Below are 26,062 nucleotides of genomic sequence, written 5' to 3' on the forward strand. Positions count from 1 at the left end.
GGGGGTAAGGGTCCGTTTCATCCGACGCGCAGCCTCGCGATTTCACGGATGCCCCCGACCGATGTCAGAAGCGTGGGCGACTGGGAGGCGTGCCACAAAAGGCGCGCCTTTTCGCGCGGGACGCCGTGGCGCATCAGCGCCGCCACGATCGACACCATGCGCGCGTCCCGCAGGCGCCGGCGCTCCTCGTCGCCGATCCCCGCCCCCTCATGCCCGCTCACCAGCAGGTTCACGTCGCGGCCGTCCCCGACCAGTTCGGCGACCCTTTCGAGCGTGGCCGACGAGGCGGGGTCCGGCGCGTCCTCGCCGACGGCGAAGACGACCGCGAACTCGCCGCCGCTGGGCGCCGCGACCGGCGTTCGGGCATCGACCCGTTCGAGCGCGTGCAGGGCGGCGGCCTCGGCCTCGGGCTCGGCCTCCGGCGCGCCGCCGTCGTCGCGGGCGGCATAGGGCAGATCGAACGTGCCCGGCTCGGAGGGCGGCGGCAGCTTGGGCAGCGGTTCGGCGGCGGGCGCCGGGCGCGCGTTGGCGGCCTTGCGGACCGCGGCGGCGCCCGCCCCATCCCATTCGACCGGCCCCAGTTCGGCGGGCACGCACGCGCCCGGATCGACGCCGGCGACCGATGCGACCAGTTCCAGCACGCCCGCCTCGATCGCCGTGCGCACGCCCATTTGCAGCGGCTCCTGGTTCTTGGCGCCGATATTGACGTCGAACAGTTCGTTGCTGAAGAAGCGGAAGACGCCGAACCCGACCTCGTAGCCGGTCAGCTGCTTTTCGATGCTCACCGTGTCGTAGACCAGCAGCGTCTGCGAGCCGACGATGCGCAGGTCGACGGCGACGTTCATCGTGTAAAGCCGGACCTTGGGGCCGATATTGCTGACCGCGACCTCGCCGCCGCCCGACTGGATGTTGTAGTTGAGCTCGGTGATGCCGCCGACGATGAAGAAGTCGGACTGCCTGATCGTGCCGCCGTAATAGGGCTTCCAGGGCACGCCGGCCTTGCCGCCGGGCGCGTTGGGATCGTCGACCGAATGGTAGGTGCCGTCGCCGAGCTGGCGCCGGTCCATATAGACCAGTTCGGCCTCGGCGATGCGGGTGTCGAAGCGCTCGTGAAGGCGCACGCCCTTGCCGATCTTGCCGAGCGCCGAATAGGCCATCAGCGCGCCGCCCTGGGTGATCACGAAGCCCTCGTCCTGGCTCTGCTTGCCGGTGTAGTCCTTGACGTCGCCGACCGCGATGCCCAAGGGCGCGTCGCGCTGCGCCTTCAGCATGTCGCCGAAGCAGGCCAGCGGCCCGGTCATCGGCGTGACGCCGCTGCGCACCGGCGATGTGTGGATCACCGGAGCTTCCAGGGGATGGTGCCGCACCGATCCGATGTCGGCGGTGGCCGCGCAGGCGGAAAGGGCGGCCAGCGCGGTCAGGGCAACGGAGGCGCGCGCGACGCGCAGGGACGAAGCTTTATAGGTCATGTCCATCGCGCTTAGTTCAGGGGGCCGCTGACATTGGATTTGACGTCGCCGGCGACCGTGCTGCCGGTCATGTCGCAGGCCGTGCTGTCGTTGACGCTCGCATGCTGGTCGCCCGAATTGTCCTGCCGGTTGCTCAGATCCTGCCGGCTCGTGCCGGCATTGATCGGCCCGACGCTGGAGGATGTCCTGGAATCGGCGACGTCCGAGGACACCGCGCCGGAATTGTCCTGCGCGTTGCCCACGTCCGAGCCGCCGCCATTGGTGCTGTTGTCGGCGTCGTTGCCCGTCGCGTCCGAATCGATCGTCGACGTGCTGTCGACATCGGGCGAGTTGGCCAGCTGGGAGTTCACCGCCTCGTTCCCGGTGGCGTCGGCCGTGTTGGCGCAATTGACCTGCGTGCCGATGTTGGTGACGTTGTAATTGTTCACCGTCGTCGAAAAACCGTCGTAGAAGCCGCCCCTCTTGCGCTCGATCATGTCGAGCAGCAGCGCCTTGTTGGCCTTGTCCGCCGAGGTGTCGAACTGCCATGGGCGGCTCTCGATCCAGCCATTGGCCATGGCCGGCGAGAAGGCCGTCAGGGAAGGCGCGGCGGCGAGCGCCGTCGCGGCGAGCGCCGTGGCGAGACGGGATGGACGTATCATCCGAGATCATTCCGGGAATTGGTTGAAGGAAGAAGGTCGTTGGCCGCGCCGCCGCAATGGGGACGCGGCGCCGATGCGCCGGGACGAATACCGACATAGACCGCGCAGACCGCCGCTGCGCGCTCGGGCTCGGCGACACGCTGCGCGGCGCGCCGCCCGAACGGTGACGGTTTGGCGCGCCCGGCGGGGTCGAACTTGGCAGGACCGAACCTGGCAGGACCGAACTTGCGTTCAAGGCCACCCGCAAGGCCGCCCACGCCCGCCGGCGGAGCAGGAATCCCGACAGCGCCCGCCGCGCGCCGGCCGCCGAACAATGCCGCAAATCCGGCCCGGAACCCGGACAGGAACTCGGCCACGAATCCGGCCAAAGCGCCCGCGCGGACCGATGCGCCGCGCACCGTCACTGCAACCCCTCCCGCAGGACGGGGTCCCGGTCGATGCGGGCCAGGACGTACTGACGCACGAAATCGACCAGCATGTCCATGTCGTCCGTGCCCAGAAGGATGCGCGGCCCGCACCGCATGCGCAGCAGGAACAGGAAGTCACGCGACCTGCTTGGAATGATGATCGTCGCGAACTCGTCGATATCGAGGCACCGGGAAGAGCCCAGCGACCGCAACCGGCATGACGCCGCGAAATCCGCCATCGCGACGGCGGCGACAACCGCATCCCTCAGGTGCCGGGCGCGCCGATCCTGCCAATCCGGCAGCCTGACGACGTTCGATGCGTCCCCGGCATCGAAATCGCTATCGCCGCCGTCAGAGAGCGTATCCGCGTAACTGCACAAAGCGCACGTCCTCCCTCTCCGCCCGCCATCAATAAAACAGGGGCTCGCCACACGGTTTTCGTGCTGAAAGGCAAGTTATTTCTCTTAGAGAATTACGCGAATCAGGTATTTGTCCCAGAAAACATGCATTTTATAAATTCAATCTAAGATTGAATTTTATATTCATACAATCTATTGTTGCATATTCGATCTGAGAGCTTATCGACAAAAGGGACCCCTTCTGTCATACGGACTCAAGTGTGAATCATTAGTGTTCGCATTGTGTTGAAAACCAGGCAATTCACGCTCTCGTGGGGTGACGGAGAAGGCAGAAAAATCGGCAGTCAAAAGGGGTCCCTTTCGTCAAGATCCTCTCGGGACGTTTCAAACCGACGACTGCCGTGAATCCTCACCTTTGACTGGCATGCTTAACAAATGAAAAAGCTGGGTTATGCTCGCGTATCAACACATGAGCAGAATTTGTCAATGCAGATCAATGCCTTGAATGATATTGGCTGCGACAGTATATTTACGGACGAAGGCATATCGGGCCTGAGCACCGACCGCCCCGGACTGACGGCGGCATTGGCCGAGATAAGGCCGGGCGACATGCTGATCGTATGGCGCCTGGATCGCCTGGGACGCTCTTTGATTCACCTCGTGGAGATGATCAACGATCTCTCCCGGAGAGGCGTGGAATTCAAATCTCTTACGGAAAGCATCGATTCGAGCTCCGCCGGCGGGCGCCTCGTTTTTCACATGATGGCGGCTCTTGCCGAGTTCGAGCGCGCGCTGATCAGCGAGCGCACCCGCGCGGGAATGCTGGCCGTGCGGAAAAAGGGGCGCCATATCGGACGCCCGCCGGCATTGAGCAAGATCGAACGCGCTGCCGTGATATCGGCGGTCATCGAGAAGGGCGAGGACGTATCGACGGTCGCCGACCGCTACAATGTCCACAAGCGGACAATCCGCCGTGCCATCGACAACTATCTTTCACAAACATGACCGGAAGGCGCCGCGCCGGTTCGCCTCGCCCCGATCGGCGCCCGTCACCGGCTCATGGAGCGGCTGCGGCGCAGTCGGGCGCGCCTGGGCGACCCGCTCCGGGGGGTCGAGGTGCGCGGTCCGCTCTCATGGGTCCATCACCCGCGTCGGGCTCAGCGCGCGCGGGTCGGTGACGACCTCGATCAGGGTCGCCTTGTCCGCTTCGAGCGCGCGCCGCATGGCCGGGCCGAATTGCTTGGTTTCGGTGATGCGCGTCCCGTTCAGCCCATAGGCCCGGGCGAGCGCCGCGAAGTCGGGATTGGCGAGATCGGTGCCCGTGACGCGGCCGGGATAATGCATCTCCTGATGCATGCGGATCGTGCCGTACATGGAATTGTTGACGACGATGATGACGATGTTCAGCCCTTCCTGGGCGAGCGTGCCCAGCTCCTGGATCGTCATCTGCGCGCAGCCGTCGCCGGCGACGGCGATCACCGGCCTTTCGGGCGCGGCCAGCCGGGCGGCGATGGCGGCGGGCAGACCGTAGCCCATCGAACCCGAGGTCGGCGCCACCTGCGTCCTGTAGGCGCGATGGCGATGGAAGCGGTGCAGCCAGGCCGCATAATTGCCCGCGCCGTTGGTGACGATGGCATCGGCCGGCAGGCTCTCGCGCATCCAGACGACCGCCTCGCCCCAGTTGACGCCGCCGGGCACGGGCGTCGGCACGTCGGTCCAGTCCCGATAGGCGGCGTTGAGCCCGGCGGTCCAGCCGGCCCAGCGGGGCGCCGCCGGCGCGTCGAGCGCCTCGACGGCATCGAGAAAGGCCGCAACGCCGGAGCAGATCGGCAGCGCGGGCCGGTAGACATGGCCCAATTCGTCCGGTCCGGGATGCACATGGACGAGCGGTTGAGCCGGAACGGGGCTGTCGAACAAGGTGTAGCCGGACGTGGTGCAGTCGCCCAGCCGCGCGCCCAGCACGATGACGCAGTCGCTTTGCCCGATCGCCTCGGCCAGCGCCGGGTTGATGCCGAGGCCCGCATCGCCCGCATAGTTGAGATGGGTGTTGGGAAAGCGGTCCTGGGCGCGGAATGCGCATGAGACGGGCAAGGACCAGCGCTCGGCGAAGGCGACGAGCCGGTCGACGGCCGAAGCGTCCCAGCCCGGCCCGCCGGCGATGACCAACGGCCGGGCGGCATCGCGCAGCATCGCGCCAAGGCGCGCCATGGCGTCCGGGGCGGGATGGGTCCGCGCGAGCGGGGAGGCCGGCGCGGCGCGGACATCGGCCGTGCCCGACAGAACGTCCTCGGGCAGGGCCAGCACCACCGGTCCCGGCCGGCCGGATTGGGCGACCCAGAAGGCGCGCGCCAGATATTCGGGCAGGCGCGCGGTCTCGCCCACCTGCGCGGCCCATTTGGCCTGGTCGCCGAACATCGCCGCAACGTCCACTTCCTGGAACGCCTCGCGATCCAGGTGGGCGCGCGCCGCCTGCCCCATCAGCACGATCATCGGGGTCGAGTCCTGGGCGGCGACATGCACGCCCGCATAGGCGTTGGCCGCGCCCGGCCCGCGCGTGACGAGGCAGATGCCCGGGCGGCCCGTCATCTTGGCCCAGGCGTCGGCCATCATCGCCGCGCCGCCCTCCTGGCGGGCGACGGTCAGGCGGATGGACGGCGCCTCGTGCAACGCGTCGAGCACGGGCAGATAGCTTTCGCCGGGCACGCAGAAAGCCTGCGTGACGCCGTTGGCAATGAGCGCATCGACCACCAACTGCCCACCGGTCCTCGCCATCACGCCCTCCCGATCGCGTGTTTTCGACCGGTCCGGTGTGTGCGCTCAGCCCGATTTCGTCAAGGGCGAACGGGCGGCCGAACGGACGTCGAGTTCACGGCGTACCAGATCGACGAACGCTTCGCCGGCCACGTCCAGCGGGCCGCCATTGTCGAGCGTCACCGCCTCCGCCGCGCCGCGACAGACGGGCACCGACCGGTTGAGCCGCGCGGCGATCTCCGCCCCGGACTCGCGGCCCCGCGCGGCAAGGCGCCGGGCGATCACATCCGGCGCGGCGGTGATTTCGACGACCCGCACGCGCGCGAACCGGTCCGCGATCCGGCCGAGCGCCTTGCGCGATCCGTTCGCGACGGCGATGCCGCCCGCCTCGACATGGGCGAGAACCGAAGCCGGAAGACCGTAATGGAGGCCATGGGCCCGCCATGTCACACAGAAGGCGCCCTCGCCGTCGCGGCGCCGGAACTCGGCTTCGGTGACGCCGTCATGGTCCTCGCCGCCCGCATCGGCGGGACGGCTGATGACACGGCGCACGAACAGGACGCGGCCATCGCCAGCGAAGGCCCGCCGGGCATGGCCGATCACGCTGTCCTTGCCGGCGCCGCTGGGGCCGACGACCGCAAGCAGCACGCCGCGCCCGTCCGCACCCGCCATCAGGCGACCCGCCGGCCCTCGCGCCAGACCTGGCGCACCACGGGGATGCCCTCGTTGCGGCCCACGCGGACGAGATCGGCGCGCAATCCCGGCGCGAGCCGGCCCCGATCGGTCAAGCCGACCTGGCGGGCCGGATTGGCGGTGACCATGGCGATGGCCCGGGGCAGTTCGATATGGTCGACCGTTTCGGCCAGCACGAAGGGCGCGTAGATCAAAGAGAAGGGCACGTAATCGGACGACAAAACGTCAAGCACGCCGGCCTCGGCGAGATCGCGCGCGGCGATGTTGCCCGAATGGGACTTGCCGCGCACCACGTTCGGCGCGCCCATCAGGACCCCCATGCCCGCCTCGTGGCTGGCACGGGCGGCGACCATCGAGGTGGGGAATTCGGCGACGGTGACGTTGAACTGCCTGGCTTCGGCGACATGGTCGAGCGTGGCGTCGTCATGGCTGGCCACGGCAATGCCGCGCGCCGCGCAGATCGCGGCCAGCGCCTCGCGGTGCTTTTGCGCATAGATCGCCGATTCCATCTGCCGCCGCTCGCAGAAGGCGCGGAACTCCTCGTCGGACAGGCCGCGCTTGGTCTTGTAGTAAAGCTCGTACTGGTCGAGGGTCTGGAACTGGCGCTGACCGGGCGCATGGTCCATCAGCGAGATCAGACCGACGCTCTCATCGTCCTCGAACTCGGCGAAATGATCCAAGACGTTGGACGCCGAAACCTCGCAGCGCAGGTGGATGCGGTGCTCGGCGCGCAGGCGGCCCTCGGACTGGGCCGCCACGATGGCGTCCGACATGGCGCGCATCTCGCCCTGCTCGAAGCCCTCCTCTTCGTCCGACCCAAGGCGCAGGCAGTCGAACACGGTGGTGATGCCGGAGGCGGCGATCTGGGAATCGTGGCTCTGGATGGCGGCGGTCAGCGGCCAGCGCACGCCCGGCCGCGGCGCATAATGCTGTTCGAGATGGTCGGTGTGCAGTTCGATCAGGCCCGGCACGATATAGTCGCCCTGCATATCCTCGCCGGAGGCGGCCGAGCCGTCGTCGATATCGGCGATGGCGCCGCCTTCGATGACGATTGTGCCGTGGACGATGTCGTCCTCCAGCACGAGGCGGGCATTGGTCAATACGGTCTGCGGCGACATGGGTGCGCTCTTATCGTGATGGATCGGGAATCGCAGGCTATGCTGCTGGCGCTTCTATGCGCATCTTATATGTCGATTGCGTGACCGAATATGCAGCGCCGCCTATCGCGCCTGCCGGCCGATCAGCCGCGAGCGCAGCGCATCGGAGATGTTGTCGAACACGAACACGACGATCAGGATCAGGATGACCATGTAGGCGACGTTCTCCCAGTCCTGGTTGGTGCGCATCGCCTCCCACAGCTTCAGGCCGATGCCGCCGGCGCCGACCGCACCGATGATGGTGGCCGAACGGATGTTGGACTCCCAGAAATAAAGCGCCTGGCTGGCGAAGATCGGCAGCACCTGCGGGACGACGCCGTAGCGCTGCACCTCGGCGGGACGGGCACCGACCGAGCGCACGCCCTCGCGCTGCTTGTCGTCGATGTTTTCCAGCGCTTCCGAATAGAGCTTGCCGAGCGTGCCCGTGTCGGTGAAGAAGATCGCCGAGATGCCGGCCAGCGGACCTGGGCCGAAGGCGCGGGTGAAGAACAGCGCCCAGATCAGCATGTCCACCGAGCGCAGGAAGTCGAAGAAGCGCTTGAGGATCTGGTTGACGAACCGGTTGGGCGTGATGTTGCGGGCCGCGGCGAACGACAGCGGAAAGGCGATGAAGACCGCGAACAGCGTGCCGACGAAGGCCATCACGATGGTCTGGAGCAGCTTGATCCACACATCGCCATGCTGCCACTCGGCATTGTAGACGATGTTCTCCCACATGATGCCGAAATTGGACCGGCCCTCCTCGATCGGCGGGCCGAGCGCCTTGGAGACGAGTTGGCCGAAGCCGAGTCCCCAATAGGGCGAGGCGGGATCGAAGACGATGTTCTCCCAGCCCAGGAAGCGGCGGTTGACCTTGACCTCGCGATGGCGGATCTCGGCGCGGCCGTAAAAGCCGAAATCGACGAACACCTTGGCCCCCGGCTCGCGCTGGCGCGCCCAGTGGGGCATTTCGCCCTCGACGAAGACCTGCTCGCTCCGGCGGTCGATGCGCACGTCCAGCGTGCCGTCATAGCGGGTGACGGTGACGCGGTCGGGCGTGACGTCGATCGTGCCGTGCTCATAGATGGTCACCAGCGCGCGGGCGGTGCCCTGGCGCGTCTGGGTGACGATCTCGGCCGCCTCGGCGCCGGCGGCCGTGCCGTTGCCTGTCATGCTGGCATCCGAGGTCGGCGACATGAAGGAAAAGCCCGGATCGGCCGGCGTTGCCGGCGCATCGCCTTGCGCGGGCGCGTTGTCTTGGGCCAGCGCGTTGTCCTGGGCCGTCAGCGTCGCGTCCGAATCGGGTGACATGAACGAGCCGGCGGCGGGCGCCGCCGAGCCGGAAGTGTCGGCGGGCCGTTCGACGATGACGGTCACCTCGCCCCGTTCGGTCTCGATCCAGTCCGGATCGGGCGTCTCGCCCAGCGGCGAGAAGCGCGGGAAGGTGACCTCGATCTCGCCGTCGCGATATTCGATGTCGGGACGCACCTCGTAGGACACCCAGTCGGCCAGATAGGTGCCGGCGATGTTCCAGTTGCCGCTGGAAAAGACCTGGCCGATCGAGAAGAACCAGAAGGCGTAGACGCAGTAGAGCACCACCGCGGCGGCGGCGAGCGGGGCGGCGAACCGCTTGTGGAACGGGCGCCGAAACACCTCCGGCCGCCGCGCCATGATGGCGTCGACATCCCCGGCGGTCAGCGGTCTCGCGGACAGGGCCATGCGCTTTCTCCCCTCACGCGCCGAACTGGAACGCCTGGTCGCCGACGACCTTGCGGCGCAGCCAGGCCGAAAGCTGATCGACGGCGACGATGGTGACGAACAGCAAGAGGATGATCGCCAGCGTCTTGGCCTCGTGGCCGCGGCTGATCGACAGGCGCAGCACCTCGCCGATGCCACCGGCGCCGACCGCGCCGATGATCGTCGAGGCGCGCACATTGATCTCAAGGCGCAGCAAGGTGTAGCTCAGGAAGTTGGGCATGACCTGCGGCACGATGCCGAACCAGACCCGCTCGACCCAGTTCGCGCCGACCGCGCGCAGGCCCTCGTCGGGCTTCATGTCGGCGTTCTCGACGACCTCGAAGAAGAGCTTGCCGAGCGCGCCGATCGTGTGGATCGACACGGCGATGATCGCCGGCACGGGGCCGAGCGAGAAGATCGCCAGGAAGAAGCCGGCGATGACGATCTCGGGAAAGGCGCGCAGGAACTCCATGAAGCGGCGCACGAAAAAGCGCAGCCAGCGCGTCGTGGTCAGGTTGGTCGCGGCCAGAAAGCACAGAAGGAAGCCGAAGATGAAGCCGACAAGCGTCGACAGGATGGCGATGTTCAGCGTTTCGACCATCTTGTGGATGTATTCGGGGATGTACCACGCGCCCCAGAAATAGACGCGGCCGTCGGGATAGTCATATTTGAACGAGCCGTCATAATAGGGGCTCTCAAGGTCGAACAGCGCGCGCCAGACCTCAAGGCCGTCGCGCGGGACCATGCCGCCGACGAAATCGAAGAAATGCGGCAGCCGGTCGAAGAACTTGCCGGCATTTGTCTCGTTGGCGAACCAGAGCGAACCCGACAGGGCGATGAACAGGATGCCAAGGCTCAGCGCGGTGTAGAGGCGGCGCTGGTGGGTCAACTGCCTCCAATGGCGCTCAACGTCGTAGCGCCCCTCGTTCGTGAACGCGCCGGGATCGTTAAGGTCGGTCGATGCCATGTCGGTGGGGCCCGCTTCGCAGAGAAGCGCCGCGCCCCATACGGGACGCGGCGCGGATCGTGTTTGATCGGGCTTACGAGCCGATCTTGGACTTGCGGGCGGCGACGATGGTCTCGTAGAACGAGTGGTCGACATCGATGAAGCCGGCGAAGTCGCCGCCCTGGACCGAGCGGAAGCAGTCCGGATGGGCTTCGGGCATGGCCTTGAAGAACGCGACGAACCGGGCGCGGACTTCCGGGTCGAGCTGGTTGGAGACGACGATCGGGCCATTGGGGATCAGCGGCGAGCGCCACACTTCGTTGACCTCGTCCATGTCCAGAAGGCCCTTGTCGACCATCTTGCGGATGTTGCCGGAGGTGTAGCCGTCGGCGAACTCGCCAACGCCCGAAGACCAGGTCACCTGAACGTCGAAATTGCCCTTCAGCATCTCCAGAACGCCGTTCTCGTGACCGCCGCCGAAACCGGTCCCGGAGAAATAGTCCGCGATCGGCATGCCGAGCTGAGCGGGCAGCGCGACGGACGGAACCAGAAAGCCGGAGGTGGAGTCGGGATCGGCGAAGCCGAGCTTCTTGCCCTTGGCGTCCTCGATGGTCTCGATGCCCGAATCCTTGCGGGCCAGCATGATCGAATAGTAGCCGGTCGCGCCGTCCACCTGCTGGGTGGTCAGGACCGGATCGACGGCCTCGGGGTCTTCCAGATAGACCTTGGCGTAGCCCGAGGCACCCAGTTCGGCATAATCGAGCGTGCCGCCCAGAAGACCCTGCACGACGCCGTCATAGTCGGCGGCCGGGAAAAGCTGGACTTCCCTGACGCCGATGGCTTCCGGCAGAAGGTCGATCAGGCACTGATTGTTGCGCAGGCGGTCGGCTTCGTTCTCGCCGCCCAGAATGCCGACGCGGAACACGTCCTGCGCCTGGGCGGCGCCGGTAAGGGCGAGGGCGAGGGCGGCCGTCGCGAGAAGGGTTTTCTTCAGCATGTCTGTTCTCCCAGGAGTGGCATGAAGATCGGGCATGGCCCGGCTGGCCGTATTGCAACGAAACCGCGTGTCCGGCCCGGCACGCGGCTAACGGGGTCAGGCGTCGACGAGCGCCGGTTTCGCGGTCTCGGCGGGACGCGAGGGCCTGGCGGGCGCAAGGCTGGTCGACGTCACGGCCTCCGAGAAGGCATCCTCCAGCCCGTCGGCGCCGTAGATCGAGCGCGCGGCAGCCTCGGTCAATTCGTCCGGTCCGCCGTCGAAGACGACCTTGCCCGCCTGCATGCCGACGATGCGCTCGCAATAGGCACGCGCCGTGTCGAGCGTGTGCAGGTTGGTGACGACGGTGATGCCGTCATTGCGGTTGATGTCGCGCAGGGACTGCATGACGATCTGCGCGTTACGCGGATCGAGCGATGCGATCGGCTCGTCGGCCAAGATCATTCTGGGCCGCTGCATCAGCGCGCGGGCGATGGCGACGCGCTGCTGCTGGCCGCCCGACAGCGTGCCCGCCCGTTGCAGCGCGGCGCGCTCGATGCCCAGCCGCTCAAGGGCGGCGATGGCCATGGCGCGCTCCCCGTCGGAGAAGATGTTCAGGAGGCTGGCGAGCGAGGACCGGTGGTTGAGCCGGCCGAGCATGACGTTGGTGAGCACGTCCAGGCGCGGCACCAGGTTGAACTGCTGGAAGATCATCGCGCAGTCGCGCTGCCAGTCGCGCAGCTTGTGGCCGTTCAGCGCGGAGACGTTGGTGCCGGCGAAGACGATCTCGCCCTCGGACGTGTCGATCAGCCGGTTGATCATGCGAAGAAGGGTGGACTTGCCCGCGCCGGAGGCGCCTATCACGCCCACCATCTGGCCCTCGGGGACGGCGATCGAAACATTGTCGACGGCGACGTTGGCGCCGAAACGGCGGGTGACCCGGCTGAGCTTGAGCATTCAAAAAAAGCCTTTCGCAAGTGCGCACAAGAGCTGGGCCTAGCGACGGGATATGAATGCGCGATGTCAGTTGGGTATCAGTTGTGTAACAGTCCACAGACCCGCCTGGCGCCAGAGCGTGTCTTGTTTGGATGGGGGCGATTTTGCCGGCGGCCCGGTCAGGCGCCGTACCTGTCAAGGAAAGCGGCCGCATCGAGCGCGCGGAAATCGTCGAGCGCGGCGCGCAGGTCGGCATGGCTCCAGTCCCACCAGGCAAGCGCGTCCATGCGCTCGGCGATGTCCGGGGGGAAGCGGTCGCGGATCGGCCGCGCCGGCACGCCGCCGACGATCCGGTAGGGCGGAACGTGGCGCGCGACCACCGCGCCCGCGCCGATCACCGCGCCGTTGCCGACCGTGACGCCGGGCAGAAGGGTCGCGCCATGGCCGATCCACACATCATGGCCGATCGCGACATGGTTTTCGCGCCGCCATTCGAAGAAGCCGGGTTCGTTTCCGGCATCGTCGAAATAGTCGCCGGCGCGATAGGTGAAATGGTGCTGCGTGGCGCGCCAGGTCGGATGGTTGGTCGCGTTGATGCGCACATGGCTTGCGATGTTGGCGAACTTGCCGATCGTCGCGCACCAGGCCTCGGTCTGGCGGATCAGATAGGAATAGTCGCCGATCCGGCACTCGGCCACGACGCAGCCCTCGTCGATCTGTGTGTAGCGGCCGAGCGTCGAGCCGGTGACGCGCGCGGTGGCGTGAACGAAGGGGTCCTCGCTCAGCCTCGGCACCCGATCAGGCCGCCCGCCCGGCGGTGAATTCGGTGACGTCGATGACCTGATCGGCGACGCGCCCGCGCAGTTCGGCATCGTGGAAGATGCCCAGAAGGGCGACGCCCCCGGCCTTCTTCTCCTCGATCATCTGCGCGACCACGGCGCGGTTTGCCGCATCGAGCGATGCGGTGGGCTCGTCGAGCAGCAGGATCGGGTGATCGGTGATGAACCCGCGCGCGATGTTGACGCGCTGCTGCTCGCCGCCCGAAAAGGTCGCCGGCGGCAGCTCCCACAGTTTTTCGGGCAGGTTGAGCCTGGCGAACAGGGCGGCGGCGCGCTCGCGGGCGGCACGCGCGTCGGCGCCGCGCTGGACGAGCGGTTCGGCGGCGACTTCGAGCGCGGGCACGCGCGGCACGGCGCGCAGGAACTGGCTGACATAGCCCATCGTGTCGCGGCGTATGGCGAGGATCTGGCGCGGGCTCGCCTTGGCGAGGTCGATCAGGGCCCCGTCGTGGCGGATCAGGACCTGGCCCCGGTCGATCCCATAGTTGCCGTAGAGCATCTTGAGGATCGAGGACTTGCCGATGCCCGACGGCCCGCCCAGCACCGCGCACCGGCCCGCCTCGATGGCGAAATGCACCTCGCTGACGACGGCAATGTCGATGCCGCCGCGCAGATGCATGGTGAAGCTCTTGGCGACATCGGAGACGATCAGCGGAACGGGCATGGCTCAGGCCTGAAGGATGGAGGAGACGAGAAGCTGGGTGTAGGGCTCGCGCGGGTCGTCGAGAACCCGGTCGGTCAGGCCGGTTTCGATGACGCGGCCGTCCTTCATGACCATCATGCGGTGCGACAGCAGCCGGGCGACGGCGAGATCGTGGGTGACGACGATCACCGCCAGGCCCAGATCGGTCACCAGGCCGCGCAAAAGGTCCAGGAGCCGCGCCTGGACCGACACGTCGAGCCCGCCCGTCGGCTCGTCCATGAAGACCAGGCGCGGACCCGTGACCAGATTGCGCGCGATCTGGAGGCGCTGGCGCATGCCGCCGGAAAAGGCGCGCGGCTGGTCGTCGATCCGGTCTTCGGCGATCTCGACCCGGCCGAGCCAGTCGGCGGCGCTGGCGCGAATGCGGCCATAGTGACGCGCGCCGGTCGCCATCAGCCGCTCGCCGACATTGGCGCCGGCCGAAACGGTCATGCGCAGCCCGGCGGCCGGGGTCTGGTGCACAAAGCCCCAGTCGGTGCGCATCAGAAGGCGCCGCTCGGCCTCGCCCATCCGGTAAAGGTCGCGCGTTTCCCCGTCGCGCATGCGATAGCCCACCGTGCCGGTGGTGGGCATCAGCCGCGTGGCGATGCAGTTGAGCAGCGTGGTCTTGCCCGAGCCGCTCTCGCCGACGATCGCCAGGACCTCGCCCGGCCAGATCTCGAAGCCGACATCCTGGCAGCCGATGCGGGCGCCGTAGAATTTCGACACGCCCCGCGCGCTCAGGAGCGGCCTGTCGTCGTTTGCCGCGCGCAAGCCCCTGCCCTGAGCCTGCCGATCCTGGGCCTGTCGAAGGGGTGGGCTTGCGGCTTCACCGCGCCCTTCGACGGGCTCAGGATGGGGTGACGCGGTGCTCGTGCGCGGAATCATGCCAGCACCTCCTCGCCGGCCATCTCGCCCCGATGCCCCGCCGCGCGGCGCTTCTCGCAGAAGTCGGTGTCCGAGCACACGAACATCTTGCCGCCCCGGTCGTCCAGAATCACCTCGTCCATATAGACATTGTCAGCGCCGCACAGCGCGCAGGGCCGATCGAACCTGTTGACCGCGAAGGGGTGGTCCTCGAAGTCGAGGCTGACGACCCGCGTGTAGGGCGGCACGGCGTAGATGCGTTTCTCCCGCCCGGCGCCGAACAGCTGCAACGCCGCGCAACGGTCCATCTTCGGATTGTCGAACTTGGGCGTCGGCGAGGGGTCCATCACGTAACGGTCCTCGACCTTGACCGGATAGGCATAGGTGGTCGCGATCCGGCCATGGCGGGCGATGTCCTCGTAGAGCTTGACGTGCATGAGCCCGTACTCCTCAAGCGCGTGCATCCTGCGCGTTTCGGTCTCGCGCGGTTCCAGAAAGCGCAAGGGCTCCGGGATCGGCACCTGGTAGACGAGCACCTGGCCCTCGGTGAGCGGCGCCTCGGGGATGCGGTGACGGGTCTGGATGATCGTCGCCTTGCCGGTCTCGGTGGCCGTCGCGACGCGGGCGACCCTGGCGAAGAAGGCGCGGATCGAGACCGCGTTGGTCGTGTCGTCGGCGCCCTGATCGATCACCTTCAGGACATCGTCCGGGCCGATGATCGAGGCGGTGACCTGCACGCCGCCGGTGCCCCAGCCATAGGGCATCGGCATCTCTCGCGAGGCGAACGGCACCTGATAGCCGGGAATGGCGATCGCCTTGAGGATCGCGCGGCGGATCATCCGCTTGGTCTGCTCGTCCAGATAGGCGAAATTGTAGGCGGCGAGATCGGTCATGGCGTGAAGCCTTTTGACGGTTTTCCCTGCCCATACCCCCCTCTGTCGGCTTCTCTGTCGGCTTCGCCGGCGCCTCCCCCACAAGGGGAAAGAGATGGAGCCGGATTCGGCCGAATGCGCCCACTCTCCCCCCTTGTGGGGGAGATGTCCCGCAGGGGCAAAGGGGGATGTTGGATGTCGCGTGTCATTCGGCGGCCTCCTTGATGTCCGCGCCGCCACGTCCGGCATCGTGCTCGGCGCGCATCGTGCGCACCAGTTCCAGTTCGGCCTGGAAGTCGACGTAATGCGGCAGCTTGAGATGCTCGACGAAACCGGACGCCTGCACATTGTCGCAATGGGAGATCACGAACTCCTCGTCCTGCGCGGGCGCGAGAACATCCTCGCCCAACTCGCGCGCCCGCAGCGCCCGGTCGGTGAGGGCCATGGCCATCGCCTTGCGCTCGCACTGGCCGAAGACGAGCCCGTAGCCGCGCGTGAACTGGGGCGGCGCCTTGGCCGAGCCCTTGAACTGGTTGACCATCTGGCATTCGGTGACCTGGATGCGGCCGATCGTGACCGCAAAGCCCAGTTCGGGAACCGTGAAGTCGACCTCCACCTCGCCGATGCGGATCTCGCCGGCGAACGGATGGCTGCGGCCGAAGCCCCGCTGGGTCGAATAGGCCAGTGCGAGCAGGAAGCCCTCGTCGCCGCGCGACAGGACCTGAAGCCGCGTGTCGCGCTCCATCGGGAATTCGAGCGGGGTGCGGGTGATGTCGCCGGGCGCCTCGCCCGTGGCGTCGCCATCGCCCTCGATCAACCCGTCCCGCGCCAGGATGTCGGAGACGCGCATGGCGCGGGCCGCTCCGCCCGCGCGCGCGGGCGCGGCGGGGACCGGCGCGTCGCCGGCCAGGTCCGGGTCGAGCAGCCGATGGGTGTAGTCGAAGGTCGGCCCCAGCATCTGGCCGCCGGGCAGGTCCTTGTAGGTGGCCGATATGCGCCGCTCGATGCGCATGGCGCCGGTATCGATGGCCTCCGAATAGCCGAAGCGGGGCAGCGTGGTGCGATAGGCGCGCACCAGGAAGATGGCCTCGATCAGGTCGCCGCGCGCCTGCTTGACGGCGAGCGCGGCCAGATCGCGGTCGAACAGGGCGCCCTCGCCCATCACCCGGTCGACGGCCAGCGCCAGTTGCCCCGCGATCTGCTCCAGCGTCAGCGCGGGCACCGACCGGTCGCCGCGGCGCCGGTCGGCCATAAGGCGGTGGGCGTTGCCGATGGCCTTCTCGCCACCCTTGACCGCGACATACATGTTCAGTCTCCCTTCGCGACGATGCGCGTCGTGCGCGGCAGCGCGGCGACCGCGCCCGGGCCGGCGAGCACCAGATCGATGCCGCGCGGAAACAGCGCGTTGTTGGTCGCCCACAGGTCCGCGAAACGCTGAGGCAGGCCGGTGGGCGCGATGGTGGCGCTGTCCTCGATCCCGGGGCCCTTCAACGTCAGCGCCGGGCCGGCGGTCAGGCTGCCGGCCTGGACGATCAGGGTCGCCGACCGGTCGGGATAGTCCTGCGTGCCATGGGCGAAGCGGTCGAGGGAAGCGAGCGCGCCGGCATCGGCGATCAGCGCGAAGGCCGCCCCGCCCGCATCGGCGGTCACCGGCGCGCCGGTGTGGAAGGCCAGCCATCGCCCCACCGCGGCCTCGGCCGACAGCGGCGCGTCGAGCCAGACGGGCGTATCGGCATCGCACAGCGTCAGGGCGAGCGCGGCGGCGGCGGGCGCGAGCGGTTCGGGCGCCCGGGCCGACGCGGCGACGGGCTGGACCGTGCCGGGCCGCGCCATCGCCTCCATAAGCGCGCGAAAGACCGCCTGCGCGTCGAAAACGGGCGAGGCGAACGCGCCCGCGAACTCGGCCCCCGCCATCATACCGGTCGGCATCAATCGTCACCCCGCACCATCGTGAAGAAGTCGACGCGCGTGGCCGCGGTCTCCTCGGCGCGGCGGCCGTCGCGCGCGGCGATCGCCCGTTCCAGCGGCGCGATGACCTGCTCGTCGATGCGGGCCGCCATCGCCTCGTCCTGGGCCAGCGCGTCGATCACGGCGGCCAGCTTGACCTTTTTCGTGTCGCGGCCCAGCGCAACGGCATGGCCGATCGTGCCGTCGGCGAGCCGCACGGTCGCCCGCGTCGCCGTCGCCTCGCCGAAATTGAACGGCGCGCCGCCCCCGCCCATGCGGCCGCGCAGCGCGATCAGCCCGACCTCCGGTCCGCGCACCAGCGCGCATTCGGGATCGATGCCCAGCGCGGCCCAGCGCTCGGCCAGCAGAACACCCTCGCCCTGCGCGAGAACGGACAGCCGGCGCCGACGCGCCGCGTCCGGACGATGGTCGTGCCGGGGTTCCATGAGACACTCCAAATTCGTCTATTGCTATAGACAATTAGATAAGTTAGTCTTTGCTAGCCCGGAGCTGTGACAGGGTTATGACAGGCCAATGAAAAAGCGGCATCGAGCATGATGGTCGAGCCAGGTGCCATCGAGCGACGATCCGGCGTTGCGATATGGCGGCAGATCGCCGATGCGATCCGGGTCGGCCTGTCCGGCCCGCTCGTCGACACCGACGGCAAGCTGCCGCCGGAAAAGGAACTGGCCGCCCGCTTCGGTGTCAACCGGCACACGGTGCGCGCGGCGATCCGGGCGCTGGCCCATGAAGGGGCGGTGGTCAGCCACCAGGGGCGCGGCACCTTCGTTCGCCACAGGCCGAGGCTGACCTATCCGATCGGCGCGCGGACGCGCTTTTCCGAGGGGCTTGCGGGTCAGGCGGCCGCGCGGCGCATGGACGTGCTGTCGCATGACGTCGAGCCGGCCGGGGGCGCGATCGCGCGCGCGCTGGGCATGACGGCGGGAGCGCCGGCGGTGCGCATTGAAAGCCTCGGCCGCGCCGACGGTGCGCCGGTCTCGCGCGCCACCATCTGGTTCGAGGCGGCGCGCTTTTCCGGCATCGGCCCGGTTCTCGCCGAGACCGGGTCGGTGACCCGGGCGCTCGCCCGGTTCGGCGTCGACGATTATGTGCGCACGCTGACGCGCATCGAGGCACGGCACGGCTCGGCGGCCGACCTGGACGATCTGCGCCTGTCGGCGGGCGCCATCGTGCTCGTGGCCGAGGCGGTCAATGCGGACATGGCCGGCCGGCCGATCCAATATGCCGTCACGCGCTTTGCCGCCGACCGGGTGAGCCTGGAAGTGACGGCGGTCCCTTAGAGCGCATCTGGTTTAGGGCGCCGAAGGCGCGCGCGCCTACCTGCCGATCATCCAGTCGGTGAGCCGGCGCATGCCCCGCCCGCCCGGACGCGCGATCATGTCGCGCAATATCGGCCATTGCGGCAGGACGAGCACCGAGCGCTGATGGGTGAACTCCTCGAAGCCGCGCCGGCCGTGATAGGCGCCCTGGCCCGACTTGCCGACGCCGCCGAACGGCAGGTGCTCGACCGCCAGATGGACGATCGTGCCGTTGATCACCGCGCCGCCGGACATGGTGCGCGCGACCAGCCTTTCGGCGGCGCGGGCATCACGGCCGAAGGCGTAAAGCGCCAGGGGATGATCGCGCGCGGCGATGAAGCGCACGGCATCGTCGACGGTCTCATACTCGATCACCGGCAGGATCGGCCCGAAGATCTCCTCGGTCATCAGCGCGCTGTCCGCGGGGGCGCCGATCACGACCGTCGGCGGCACCTTGCGGGCATCGCCGTCACGGTCGGGCGCCCCGGCCGTCAGGATCGCGGCGCCGGCCTTGCGCGCCTCTTCGAGCAGCCCCGTCAGCCGTTCATGATGGCCTTGGGAAATGATCGACGTGTAGCCGGGATCGGCGAAAGGACGCGGATAGGACCGGCGCGCCTGGGCGATGACCGCATCGGCGAACGCGCGCGCCCTGCCCCGCGGCACGAGCAGGTAGTCCGGCGCCACGCATGTCTGCCCGCCGCTGTAGAACTTGCCGAAGGCGACCAGCGGCGCATGGCGCGCGGGATCGGCGTCGGGCATCATCACGCAGGGGCTCTTGCCGCCCAGTTCCAGCGTGACCGGCGTCAGGTTCCCGGCCGCCTCGATCGCGACCAGCCGGCCGACCCGCGTCGAGCCGGTGAAGAACAGATGATCGAAGGGAAGCTGCGAGAACGATTTGCCGACCTCGGCGTCCCCGACGACAACGCCCACCTCTTTTTCGGCATAGACGTCGGCGAACAGCCCTTGCAGCAGATCGGCCGTGCGCGGTGTCAGTTCGGAGGGTTTAAGAAGCACCGTGTTGCCGCCGGCGAGCGCCTGGGCGGCCGGAATGACGGCGAGCTGGAACGGATAGTTCCAGGGCGCGATGACGCCGACGACGCCCTTGGGCTCATGGCGCACATAGGTGCGGCCGGGAACGGGAATGCCGATGTTGAAGTGCCGCGTGGGCGCGGCCCACCGGTCGAGATTGCGGCATGTGTGCTCGATCGCGGCGATGCTCACGGCGATCTCGGCGGACAGGGTCTCGTCGGCCGCGCGGTTGCCGAAGTCGGCGCCGATCGCCTCGACGATCTCGCCGCGGCGCTTGCGGATCGCGCGCACCAGGTCGCGCAGCTTCATGCGGCGAACGCTGACGCCCGGCGCGGTCTCGAACGAGAAGGCGGCGCGCTGGGCCTCGAAAAGCGCGCGCAAGCGGTCGCGATCGGATGTGAGGCGGGCATTCATCGGCCGAGCCTACAACGCGGCCATCGCGCCGGCAATCGGCGCGCGGGCCCGCCGCTCACACCGGATCGTGCACGATCAGCGTGCCCGCGCCATGCTCGGTGAACAGTTCGAGCAGCACCGCGTGCGGCACCTTGCCGTTGAGGATGACGACGCCCTTGACGCCGCGCCCGAGCGCGGCGATGCAGGTCTCGACCTTGGGGATCATGCCGCCGGAGATGGTGCCGTCGGCGATCAGCGCGCGTGCCTGGCCGACGGTCAACTGCTTGATCAGCGCGCCATCGGCGTCCAGGACCCCCGGAACGTCGGTCAGGAAGAGGAGGCGCTGGGCGGCGACGGCCCCGGCGATCGCGCCGGCGAACGTATCGGCGTTGATGTTGTAGGTGTGCCCGTCGCGTCCGGGCGCGACCGGGGCGATCACCGGGATCATCTCAGAGGTGGCGAGCCGGTCGAGCAGGGTCCGGTCGACCCGTGCCGGCTCGCCGACGAAGCCGAGGTCGACGACGCGCTCTATGTTGCTGTCGGGGTCCCGGACCGTCCGGCTGGCCTTTTCGGCGAAGACGAGGTTGCCGTCCTTGCCGCACAGGCCGATCGCCCAGGCGCCCTGGCCGTTGATCAGGGCGACGATCTGCTTGTTGATCGAGCCGGCCAGGACCATCTCGACGATCTCGACGGTCTTGTCGTCGGTGACGCGCAAACCGCCCTCGAAGGTCGATTCGATGCCGAGCCGCTCCAGCATCTGCCCGATCTGCGGCCCGCCGCCATGAACGACCACCGGGTTCACGCCCGATTGCTTGAGAAGCGCCACGTCCTGGGCGAAGGCGGTGCCGAGCGCGGCGTCGCCCATCGCGTGCCCGCCATATTTGACCACGACCGTCTTGCCCGCATAGCGCTGCATATAGGGCAGCGCGGCGGCAAGGATGGCGGCTGCGGTCGCCGGTCGCGCGGTGTCGTGGTCGGCCATTGGAACGCCCCGGAAAGGATCGGGCGCTCTCATAGCCCTCTTGCGCGCATAAGAAAAGGCGCGAGCGGAGCCCCGCGCCTTTCCGTTTCCGCGGACCGCGCCGTCAGACGGCGATCTTGCCGCCGCCCTGCCTTGTGACGACGACCACGGACGGACGCGGCGGCATGCCGTCCTTGAAGTCGGGCCAGCGGGTCGCCGGATCCTCGAAGGTCGAGTTGCGCTCGAAGCCCGGATAGTCCTTGGTGCCGTCGGTGGCCGGGTGCTGGACGGCCAGGAACAACGTTTCGCCTTCCTCGGCGAAATAGGGGCCGCACAGTTCGGCGCCGATCGGCACGCGGAAGAACATCTTGGAGTGGCCGCGCAGGTCACCCTCGGTCTCCAGCGCATAAAGGCCGTCGGCCTTGCCGGTCTTGCCCCACGAGCCGCCCTGGTCGGTGGAAATCCACAACCGGCCGTCGGCGTCGATGGCGCAGTTGTCGGGCGAGGCGAACCAGCCGTTCTGGGTGGTCTCGGGGTTCCACATGGCGCCGACCTCGGCCACGGCGGGGTCGCCGCAGCGGACCACGATGTCCCAGGTGCCAGAGGTCGCGGCATGGTCGCCGCCGGCCTCGTTGATCTGGAGGATATGACCGAAGGCGTTCTCGGCACGCGGATTGACCGCGTCCACCTGCTCGGCGGTGCGGCGGGTGTTGTTGGTCAGCATGGCGAACACGACACCGTCGCCGCGCGGCTCGACGTCCTCGGGACGGTCCATCGGCGTGGCGCCCAGAAGATCGGCGGCAAGGCGCGCATCGATCACCACGTCGGCCTGGCTCTCAAAGCCGTTCTGGGCGGTCAGCGGGCCCTCGCCGTGGACCAGGGGCATCCACGCCATGGTGCCATCATCGTCGAACCTGGCCACATAGAGCGTGCCCTCGTCCAGAAGACGCAGATTCGCCTCGCGATCATCGGAGACCGTGCCGGCCGAGACGTATTTGTAGATATAGTCGAACCGGTTGTCGTCGCCCGAATAGAGCACCACGCGGTTGTCGGCGGTCACGACGGTTTCGGCGCCTTCGTGGCGAAAGCGGCCGACGCCGGTGTGCTTGACCGGAACGGCGCTCGGGTCGGTCGGATCGACTTCGACGATCCAGCCGTGCCTGTTGGACTCGTTGGGCTCCTTGTCGATGTTGAAGCGGTCCTGGAACCTGCCCCAAGCATACCACCGGCCGGGAACGCCGTAGCGCTTCATCGAATCGGCCTGGGCCTGGGCGGAAACGTCCGGCCGGCCGTCGGCATCGAGCGTGTCCGACCAGAAGTAGCCGTGGAAGTTCTCCTCGGCGAGCAGATAGGTGCCCCAGGGCGTCAGGCCACCGGCGCAATTGTTGATGGTGCCGATCACGCGCGTGCCGGTCGGGTCGGCGGAGGTCTTCATCCGGTCATGGCCGGCGGCCGGTCCGCGGATTTCCATCGGCGTGTCGCTGGCGGTCAGGCGGCGGTTGTATCGGCTGTCGCGGATATAGGACCACTTTCCGTCCTCGCCCCTGACGATCTCCACGATGGTGCCGCCATGGGCCGCCATCTCGATGTCGACCAGTTCGGCGGTCATGCCGACGAAGTCGGCGCGGTCCTGGCGGCCGAGACCCGGAAACATGACCTCCTCGTTGGTGTATTCGTGGTTCACGCACAAAAGGCCGCGGCCTTCTTCGAGCGGCACGTAGCCCACATAGTCGTTGTTGTAGCCGAACTGCTTCTTCTGCGCCTGGGCGCTCTGGTTCATCGGGTCGAACGCGGGCGCATCGGCAAACAGCGGATCGCCCCAGCGCAGCAGGATGTCGGCGTCGTAACCCTCGGCCACATGGTGCGTTTCGTCCACGCCCCACCGGATCTCCTCGAAATTGTAGCGGCTGTCGGCGGCGCGGGCGCTGCCCGGCGCCGTCAAGGCCGTCGCGCCGAACAGGGCCGTCGTCGCGGTGACGCCAAGGGCGCCCTTGAGCATGTCGCGGCGGCCGTAGCGACGGGCGATGACGTCGCCGATGGTGTTGCCGAGATGCGGATTGGTCGGGATGTCATCGAACGCCTCGAACGCTTCGGCGCGGTTGCCGTACGAGGGATCATTGATCATGTCGTCGCGGTCCATGGTTACCTCCGGGTTTTGGTGGATTGGAAGCGCCCGTTGTGCCGGAACGGCGTCATGGACGGCTTCGAGGCGGACCTTGGTGTCATTGCGTAACAGGCACATGACAGGCTGGAAGAATTCCAAACTGGATGGGGTCGAAAGTCACAAGGCACATTGTCTGCGTGCACGCCGCGTGCCGGCCGCTCACGAAATCGTTGACCCAAGTGAGATGAAAGCGGCGCGGCGCGGCGCTATGATAGGTGCGACCAGAGGAGGCATCGCATGCTGACGAAACGATCGCTGCTGGGCCTTGGCATCGGCGGCGCTGCCGCAGCTTCGCTCGCCCGCCACCGGGGCGCGACGCCTGCCGCCGCGAGCACCGGGACGACCTTCGAAATCGTCAGGACCGAGGCGGAGTGGCGCGCTCAACTGACGCCGATGCAGTTCGCCGTCCTGCGCGAGGAGGCGACAGAGCGTCCGTTCACGAGCCCGCTCAACGAGGAAAAGCGCGCCGGCGTCTTCCATTGCGTCGGGTGCGACCAGGAGCTGTTCCTGTCCGAGACCAAATATGACAGCGGCACCGGCTGGCCGAGCTTCTGGCAGGAGATCGAGGGCAAGGTCGCCTACAAGGCCGACTACAGGCTCTGGATCCCGCGCACCGAGGAGCATTGCGCGCGCTGCGGCGGCCATCTGGGCCACGTGTTCAATGACGGCCCGCAGCCGACGGGCCTGCGCCACTGCATCAACGGCGTGGCGCTGAAGTTCAGGCCGACCGACGGCTCCGAGCCGGTCTACGGGTAGCTCCGGGCCGGTTCACGGGCAAGCCAGCCCCTTGAAGGGGCGCGAAGGCCGGGGGTCGGCCGTGGCGCGCGCCCATTGAAGGTGGAGTGCGAGCCGGCACAATCGCAAAAGAAAAAAGGGCCGAACCTGACGCCCGGTTCGGCCCTTTTCGCGCCTGATCCGGTCGGCCGCTTACGACGCCTTCTTGCGGTCCTCGTCGTCGTCGATCTCCTCGAAGTCGGCGTCGACGACATCGTCGCGGGCGGCATCGGCCTGGGCGTCCGCCTCGGCGGTGGCCTGCTCGTCGGCCTGGGTCGCCTCGTAGATTGCCTGGCCGAGCTTCATGGAGGCTTCGGCGAGCGCCTGCGTCTTGGCGGTGATCGCCTCGGCGTTCGGCGTTTCGGCGGCGGCTTCTTCCCTGAGCGCTGCGATGGCCGCCTCGATGGCGGTCCTGTCTTCCTCGCCGATCTTGTCGCCGTGCTCGGAGAGCGACTTTTCGGTCGAATCGATCAGCGATTCGGCCTGGTTCCTGGCCTCGACCGCCTCGCGGCGGGCCTTGTCGGCCTCCGCGTTCGCCTCGGCATCCTTGACCATGGCCTCGATCTCGTCGTCCGACAGGCCGCCCGAAGCCTGGATGCGGATCTCATGCTCCTTGCCGGTGCCCTTGTCCTGCGCCTTGACGTTGACGATGCCGTTGGCGTCGATGTCGAAGGTCACCTCGATCTGCGGGATGCCGCGCGGGGCGGGCGGAATGCCGACCAGATCGAACTGACCGAGCAGCTTGTTGTCGGAGGCCATTTCGCGCTCGCCCTGGGCGACGCGGATGGTGACGGCCGACTGGTTGTCCTCGGCGGTCGAGAAGACCTGCCCCTTCTTGGTCGGGATGGTCGTGTTGCGGTCGATCAGGCGGGTGAAGACGCCGCCCAGCGTCTCGATGCCCAGCGACAGCGGGGTGACGTCGAGAAGCAGCACGTCCTTGACGTCGCCCTGAAGCACGCCGGCCTGGATGGCGGCGCCCATGGCGACCACCTCGTCGGGGTTGACGCCCTTGTGCGGCTCCTTGCCGAAGAAGGTCTTCACCGTGTCCTGCACCTTGGGCATGCGCGTCATGCCGCCGACCAGGACCACCTCGTCCACCTCGCCGGCCTTGATGCCGGCATCCTTGAGCGCGGCTTCCATCGGCTTGACGGTGCGCTTGACCAGATGGTCGACCAGGCTTTCGAACTTGGCGCGGGTCAGCTTCATCGTCAGGTGTTTGGGACCGGTGCTGTCCGCGGTGATGAAGGGCAGGTTGATCTCGGTCTGCGCCGAGGAGGACAATTCGATCTTGGCCTTTTCGGCCGCCTCCTTGAGGCGTTGCAAGGCCAGCTTGTCGCCCTTCAGATCGATGCCCTGGTCCTTCCTGAACTCATCGGCGAGATAATCGACCAGGCGCATGTCGAAATCCTCGCCGCCCAGGAACGTGTCCCCATTGGTCGACTTGACCTCGAACACGCCGTCGCCGATCTCCAGGATCGAGACGTCGAACGTGCCGCCGCCCAGATCGTAGACGGCGATCGTCTTGCCTTCCTTCTTCTCAAGGCCGTAGGCGAGCGCGGCCGCGGTCGGCTCGTTGATGATGCGAAGCACCTCAAGGCCGGAGATCTTGCCGGCGTCCTTTGTGGCCTGGCGCTGCGCGTCGTTGAAATAGGCCGGCACGGTGATGACGGCCTTTTCGACCTTCTCGCCGAGATAGGCCTCGGCGGTTTCCTTCATCTTCTGAAGGACCATGGCCGAGATCTCGGCCGGGGAGCGCTTGTCGCCGCCCGCCTCGACCCAGGCATCGCCGTTCTTGCCCTCGACGATCCTGTAGGGGACCATCGACTTGTCCTTTTCGACGGTCGGGTCCTCATAGCGGCGACCGATCAGGCGCTTGACCGCGAACAGGGTGTTCTCGGGGTTGGTGACGGCCTGACGCTTGGCGGGCTGGCCGACCAGACGCTCGCCATCGTCGGTGAAGGCGACCATGGACGGCGTCGTCCGTGCGCCTTCGGCGTTTTCGATCACCTTGGCGTCCTTGCCGTCCATCACGGCGACGCAGGAGTTCGTCGTGCCCAGGTCGATGCCGATAACTTTTGCCATGTCTTACCTCTTTTTTCAGCAAACCGCGCCGGACCCGTGATGGCGTTCGTGCGCGCGGCCCCTCTTTGATTGGCAGAATTGGTTC

General features: G+C 67.6%; 25 protein-coding genes. 3 read left to right on the plus strand and 22 right to left on the minus strand.

Annotated features, from left to right (window positions below):
- Nucleotides 1–17 precede the first annotated feature (17 nt).
- From AC5E6L_RS02790 to AC5E6L_RS02805, 4 genes are read right to left on the minus strand one after another with little or no spacing between them, the layout of a single operon-like run.
- A complete protein-coding gene (locus tag AC5E6L_RS02790) occupies nt 18–1,469 on the minus strand; it encodes a CsgG/HfaB family protein (RefSeq protein ID WP_491771141.1) in 1,452 nt (483 codons plus the stop codon).
- Between the two features lie 11 nt (nt 1,470–1,480).
- On the minus strand, nt 1,481–2,110 hold the full coding sequence (locus AC5E6L_RS02795) for a hypothetical protein (protein WP_491771143.1): 630 nt from the start codon (nt 2,108–2,110) through the stop codon (nt 1,481–1,483).
- Entirely contained in the window at nt 2,107–2,514 is a 408-nt protein-coding gene (locus AC5E6L_RS02800; RefSeq protein ID WP_491771145.1) for a hypothetical protein, read from the minus strand. The genes AC5E6L_RS02795 and AC5E6L_RS02800 overlap by 4 nt, the downstream gene beginning before the upstream one ends.
- Nucleotides 2,511–2,897, minus strand: a complete 387-nt coding sequence (locus AC5E6L_RS02805; protein WP_491229950.1) for a hypothetical protein — start codon at nt 2,895–2,897, stop codon at nt 2,511–2,513. Before AC5E6L_RS02805 ends, AC5E6L_RS02800 begins: the two co-directional genes overlap by 4 nt.
- Nucleotides 2,898–3,311: 414 nt before the next feature.
- Between AC5E6L_RS02805 and AC5E6L_RS02810 the strand changes: the two genes are divergently transcribed.
- The gene (locus AC5E6L_RS02810; protein WP_491229949.1) at nt 3,312–3,881 is read left to right on the plus strand and encodes a recombinase family protein; all 570 of its coding nucleotides are present in this window, start codon (nt 3,312–3,314) and stop codon (nt 3,879–3,881) included.
- A 126-nt stretch (nt 3,882–4,007) separates the two neighbouring features.
- On the opposite strand, the gene AC5E6L_RS02815 is transcribed toward AC5E6L_RS02810, so the two are convergent.
- The 14 genes from AC5E6L_RS02815 to phnG all read right to left on the minus strand — a co-directional run bounded on the left by AC5E6L_RS02815 (nt 4,008) and on the right by phnG (nt 17,701).
- Nucleotides 4,008–5,648 (minus strand): thiamine pyrophosphate-binding protein, encoded by a 1,641-nt coding sequence (locus AC5E6L_RS02815; protein ID WP_491771148.1) that lies wholly within the window; start codon nt 5,646–5,648, stop codon nt 4,008–4,010.
- Nucleotides 5,649–5,693: 45 nt separating this feature from the next.
- Complete coding sequence (phnN, locus tag AC5E6L_RS02820; protein ID WP_491771150.1) at nt 5,694–6,299, minus strand: phosphonate metabolism protein/1,5-bisphosphokinase (PRPP-forming) PhnN; 606 nt, start codon at nt 6,297–6,299, stop codon at nt 5,694–5,696.
- A complete protein-coding gene (locus AC5E6L_RS02825) occupies nt 6,299–7,438 on the minus strand; it encodes an alpha-D-ribose 1-methylphosphonate 5-triphosphate diphosphatase (protein ID WP_491229946.1) in 1,140 nt (379 codons plus the stop codon). Before AC5E6L_RS02825 ends, phnN begins: the two co-directional genes overlap by 1 nt.
- A 102-nt stretch (nt 7,439–7,540) precedes the next feature.
- Nucleotides 7,541–9,175: a phosphonate ABC transporter, permease protein PhnE gene (phnE, locus tag AC5E6L_RS02830; RefSeq protein ID WP_491771153.1), complete on the minus strand. Its 1,635-nt coding sequence runs from the start codon at nt 9,173–9,175 to the stop codon at nt 7,541–7,543.
- A 13-nt stretch (nt 9,176–9,188) separates the two neighbouring features.
- Nucleotides 9,189–10,160 (minus strand): phosphonate ABC transporter, permease protein PhnE, encoded by a 972-nt coding sequence (gene phnE, locus AC5E6L_RS02835; protein ID WP_491230985.1) that lies wholly within the window; start codon nt 10,158–10,160, stop codon nt 9,189–9,191.
- A 73-nt stretch (nt 10,161–10,233) separates the two neighbouring features.
- The gene (gene phnD, locus AC5E6L_RS02840; RefSeq protein ID WP_491771155.1) at nt 10,234–11,136 is read right to left on the minus strand and encodes a phosphonate ABC transporter substrate-binding protein; all 903 of its coding nucleotides are present in this window, start codon (nt 11,134–11,136) and stop codon (nt 10,234–10,236) included.
- 96 nt (nt 11,137–11,232) lie between these two features.
- Complete coding sequence (gene phnC, locus AC5E6L_RS02845) at nt 11,233–12,069, minus strand: phosphonate ABC transporter ATP-binding protein (protein WP_491771157.1); 837 nt, start codon at nt 12,067–12,069, stop codon at nt 11,233–11,235.
- Between the two features lie 158 nt (nt 12,070–12,227).
- Nucleotides 12,228–12,842, minus strand: a complete 615-nt coding sequence (locus AC5E6L_RS02850) for a DapH/DapD/GlmU-related protein (protein WP_491771159.1) — start codon at nt 12,840–12,842, stop codon at nt 12,228–12,230.
- Nucleotides 12,843–12,846: 4 nt separating this feature from the next.
- Nucleotides 12,847–13,551: a phosphonate C-P lyase system protein PhnL gene (gene phnL / locus AC5E6L_RS02855; protein ID WP_491230234.1), complete on the minus strand. Its 705-nt coding sequence runs from the start codon at nt 13,549–13,551 to the stop codon at nt 12,847–12,849.
- A 3-nt stretch (nt 13,552–13,554) separates the two neighbouring features.
- Entirely contained in the window at nt 13,555–14,343 is a 789-nt protein-coding gene (phnK, locus tag AC5E6L_RS02860) for a phosphonate C-P lyase system protein PhnK (RefSeq protein WP_491771161.1), read from the minus strand.
- Between the two features lie 110 nt (nt 14,344–14,453).
- On the minus strand, nt 14,454–15,329 hold the full coding sequence (locus AC5E6L_RS02865) for an alpha-D-ribose 1-methylphosphonate 5-phosphate C-P-lyase PhnJ (RefSeq protein WP_491230232.1): 876 nt from the start codon (nt 15,327–15,329) through the stop codon (nt 14,454–14,456).
- A 184-nt stretch (nt 15,330–15,513) separates the two neighbouring features.
- Nucleotides 15,514–16,614, minus strand: a complete 1,101-nt coding sequence (locus tag AC5E6L_RS02870) for a carbon-phosphorus lyase complex subunit (RefSeq protein ID WP_491771163.1) — start codon at nt 16,612–16,614, stop codon at nt 15,514–15,516.
- Nucleotides 16,615–16,616: 2 nt separating this feature from the next.
- Complete coding sequence (gene phnH / locus AC5E6L_RS02875; protein ID WP_491231003.1) at nt 16,617–17,237, minus strand: phosphonate C-P lyase system protein PhnH; 621 nt, start codon at nt 17,235–17,237, stop codon at nt 16,617–16,619.
- The gene (gene phnG, locus AC5E6L_RS02880; RefSeq protein WP_491231004.1) at nt 17,237–17,701 is read right to left on the minus strand and encodes a phosphonate C-P lyase system protein PhnG; all 465 of its coding nucleotides are present in this window, start codon (nt 17,699–17,701) and stop codon (nt 17,237–17,239) included. Before phnG ends, phnH begins: the two co-directional genes overlap by 1 nt.
- 111 nt (nt 17,702–17,812) lie before the next feature.
- Here phnG and phnF point away from each other — a divergent pair, with 111 nt between their 5' ends.
- A complete protein-coding gene (gene phnF / locus AC5E6L_RS02885) occupies nt 17,813–18,556 on the plus strand; it encodes a phosphonate metabolism transcriptional regulator PhnF (protein ID WP_491771166.1) in 744 nt (247 codons plus the stop codon).
- A 36-nt stretch (nt 18,557–18,592) separates the two neighbouring features.
- On the opposite strand, the gene AC5E6L_RS02890 is transcribed toward phnF, so the two are convergent.
- The 3 genes from AC5E6L_RS02890 to AC5E6L_RS02900 form a co-directional block, all read right to left on the minus strand.
- Entirely contained in the window at nt 18,593–20,017 is a 1,425-nt protein-coding gene (locus AC5E6L_RS02890) for an aldehyde dehydrogenase family protein (protein ID WP_491230850.1), read from the minus strand.
- A 55-nt stretch (nt 20,018–20,072) separates the two neighbouring features.
- Entirely contained in the window at nt 20,073–20,978 is a 906-nt protein-coding gene (gene argB / locus AC5E6L_RS02895) for an acetylglutamate kinase (protein ID WP_491230851.1), read from the minus strand.
- A gap of 103 nt (nt 20,979–21,081) precedes the next feature.
- On the minus strand, nt 21,082–23,097 hold the full coding sequence (locus AC5E6L_RS02900) for a PhoX family protein (RefSeq protein ID WP_491771169.1): 2,016 nt from the start codon (nt 23,095–23,097) through the stop codon (nt 21,082–21,084).
- Between the two features lie 261 nt (nt 23,098–23,358).
- On the opposite strand from AC5E6L_RS02900, the gene msrB reads away from it, so the two are divergent.
- Complete coding sequence (msrB, locus tag AC5E6L_RS02905; RefSeq protein WP_491771171.1) at nt 23,359–23,877, plus strand: peptide-methionine (R)-S-oxide reductase MsrB; 519 nt, start codon at nt 23,359–23,361, stop codon at nt 23,875–23,877.
- Nucleotides 23,878–24,048: 171 nt separating this feature from the next.
- Here msrB and dnaK read toward each other — a convergent pair whose 3' ends face one another.
- Complete coding sequence (gene dnaK, locus AC5E6L_RS02910; RefSeq protein ID WP_491771173.1) at nt 24,049–25,977, minus strand: molecular chaperone DnaK; 1,929 nt, start codon at nt 25,975–25,977, stop codon at nt 24,049–24,051.
- Between the last annotated feature and the right edge of the window lie 85 nt (nt 25,978–26,062).

This window comes from Roseitalea sp. (assembly GCF_984466335.1).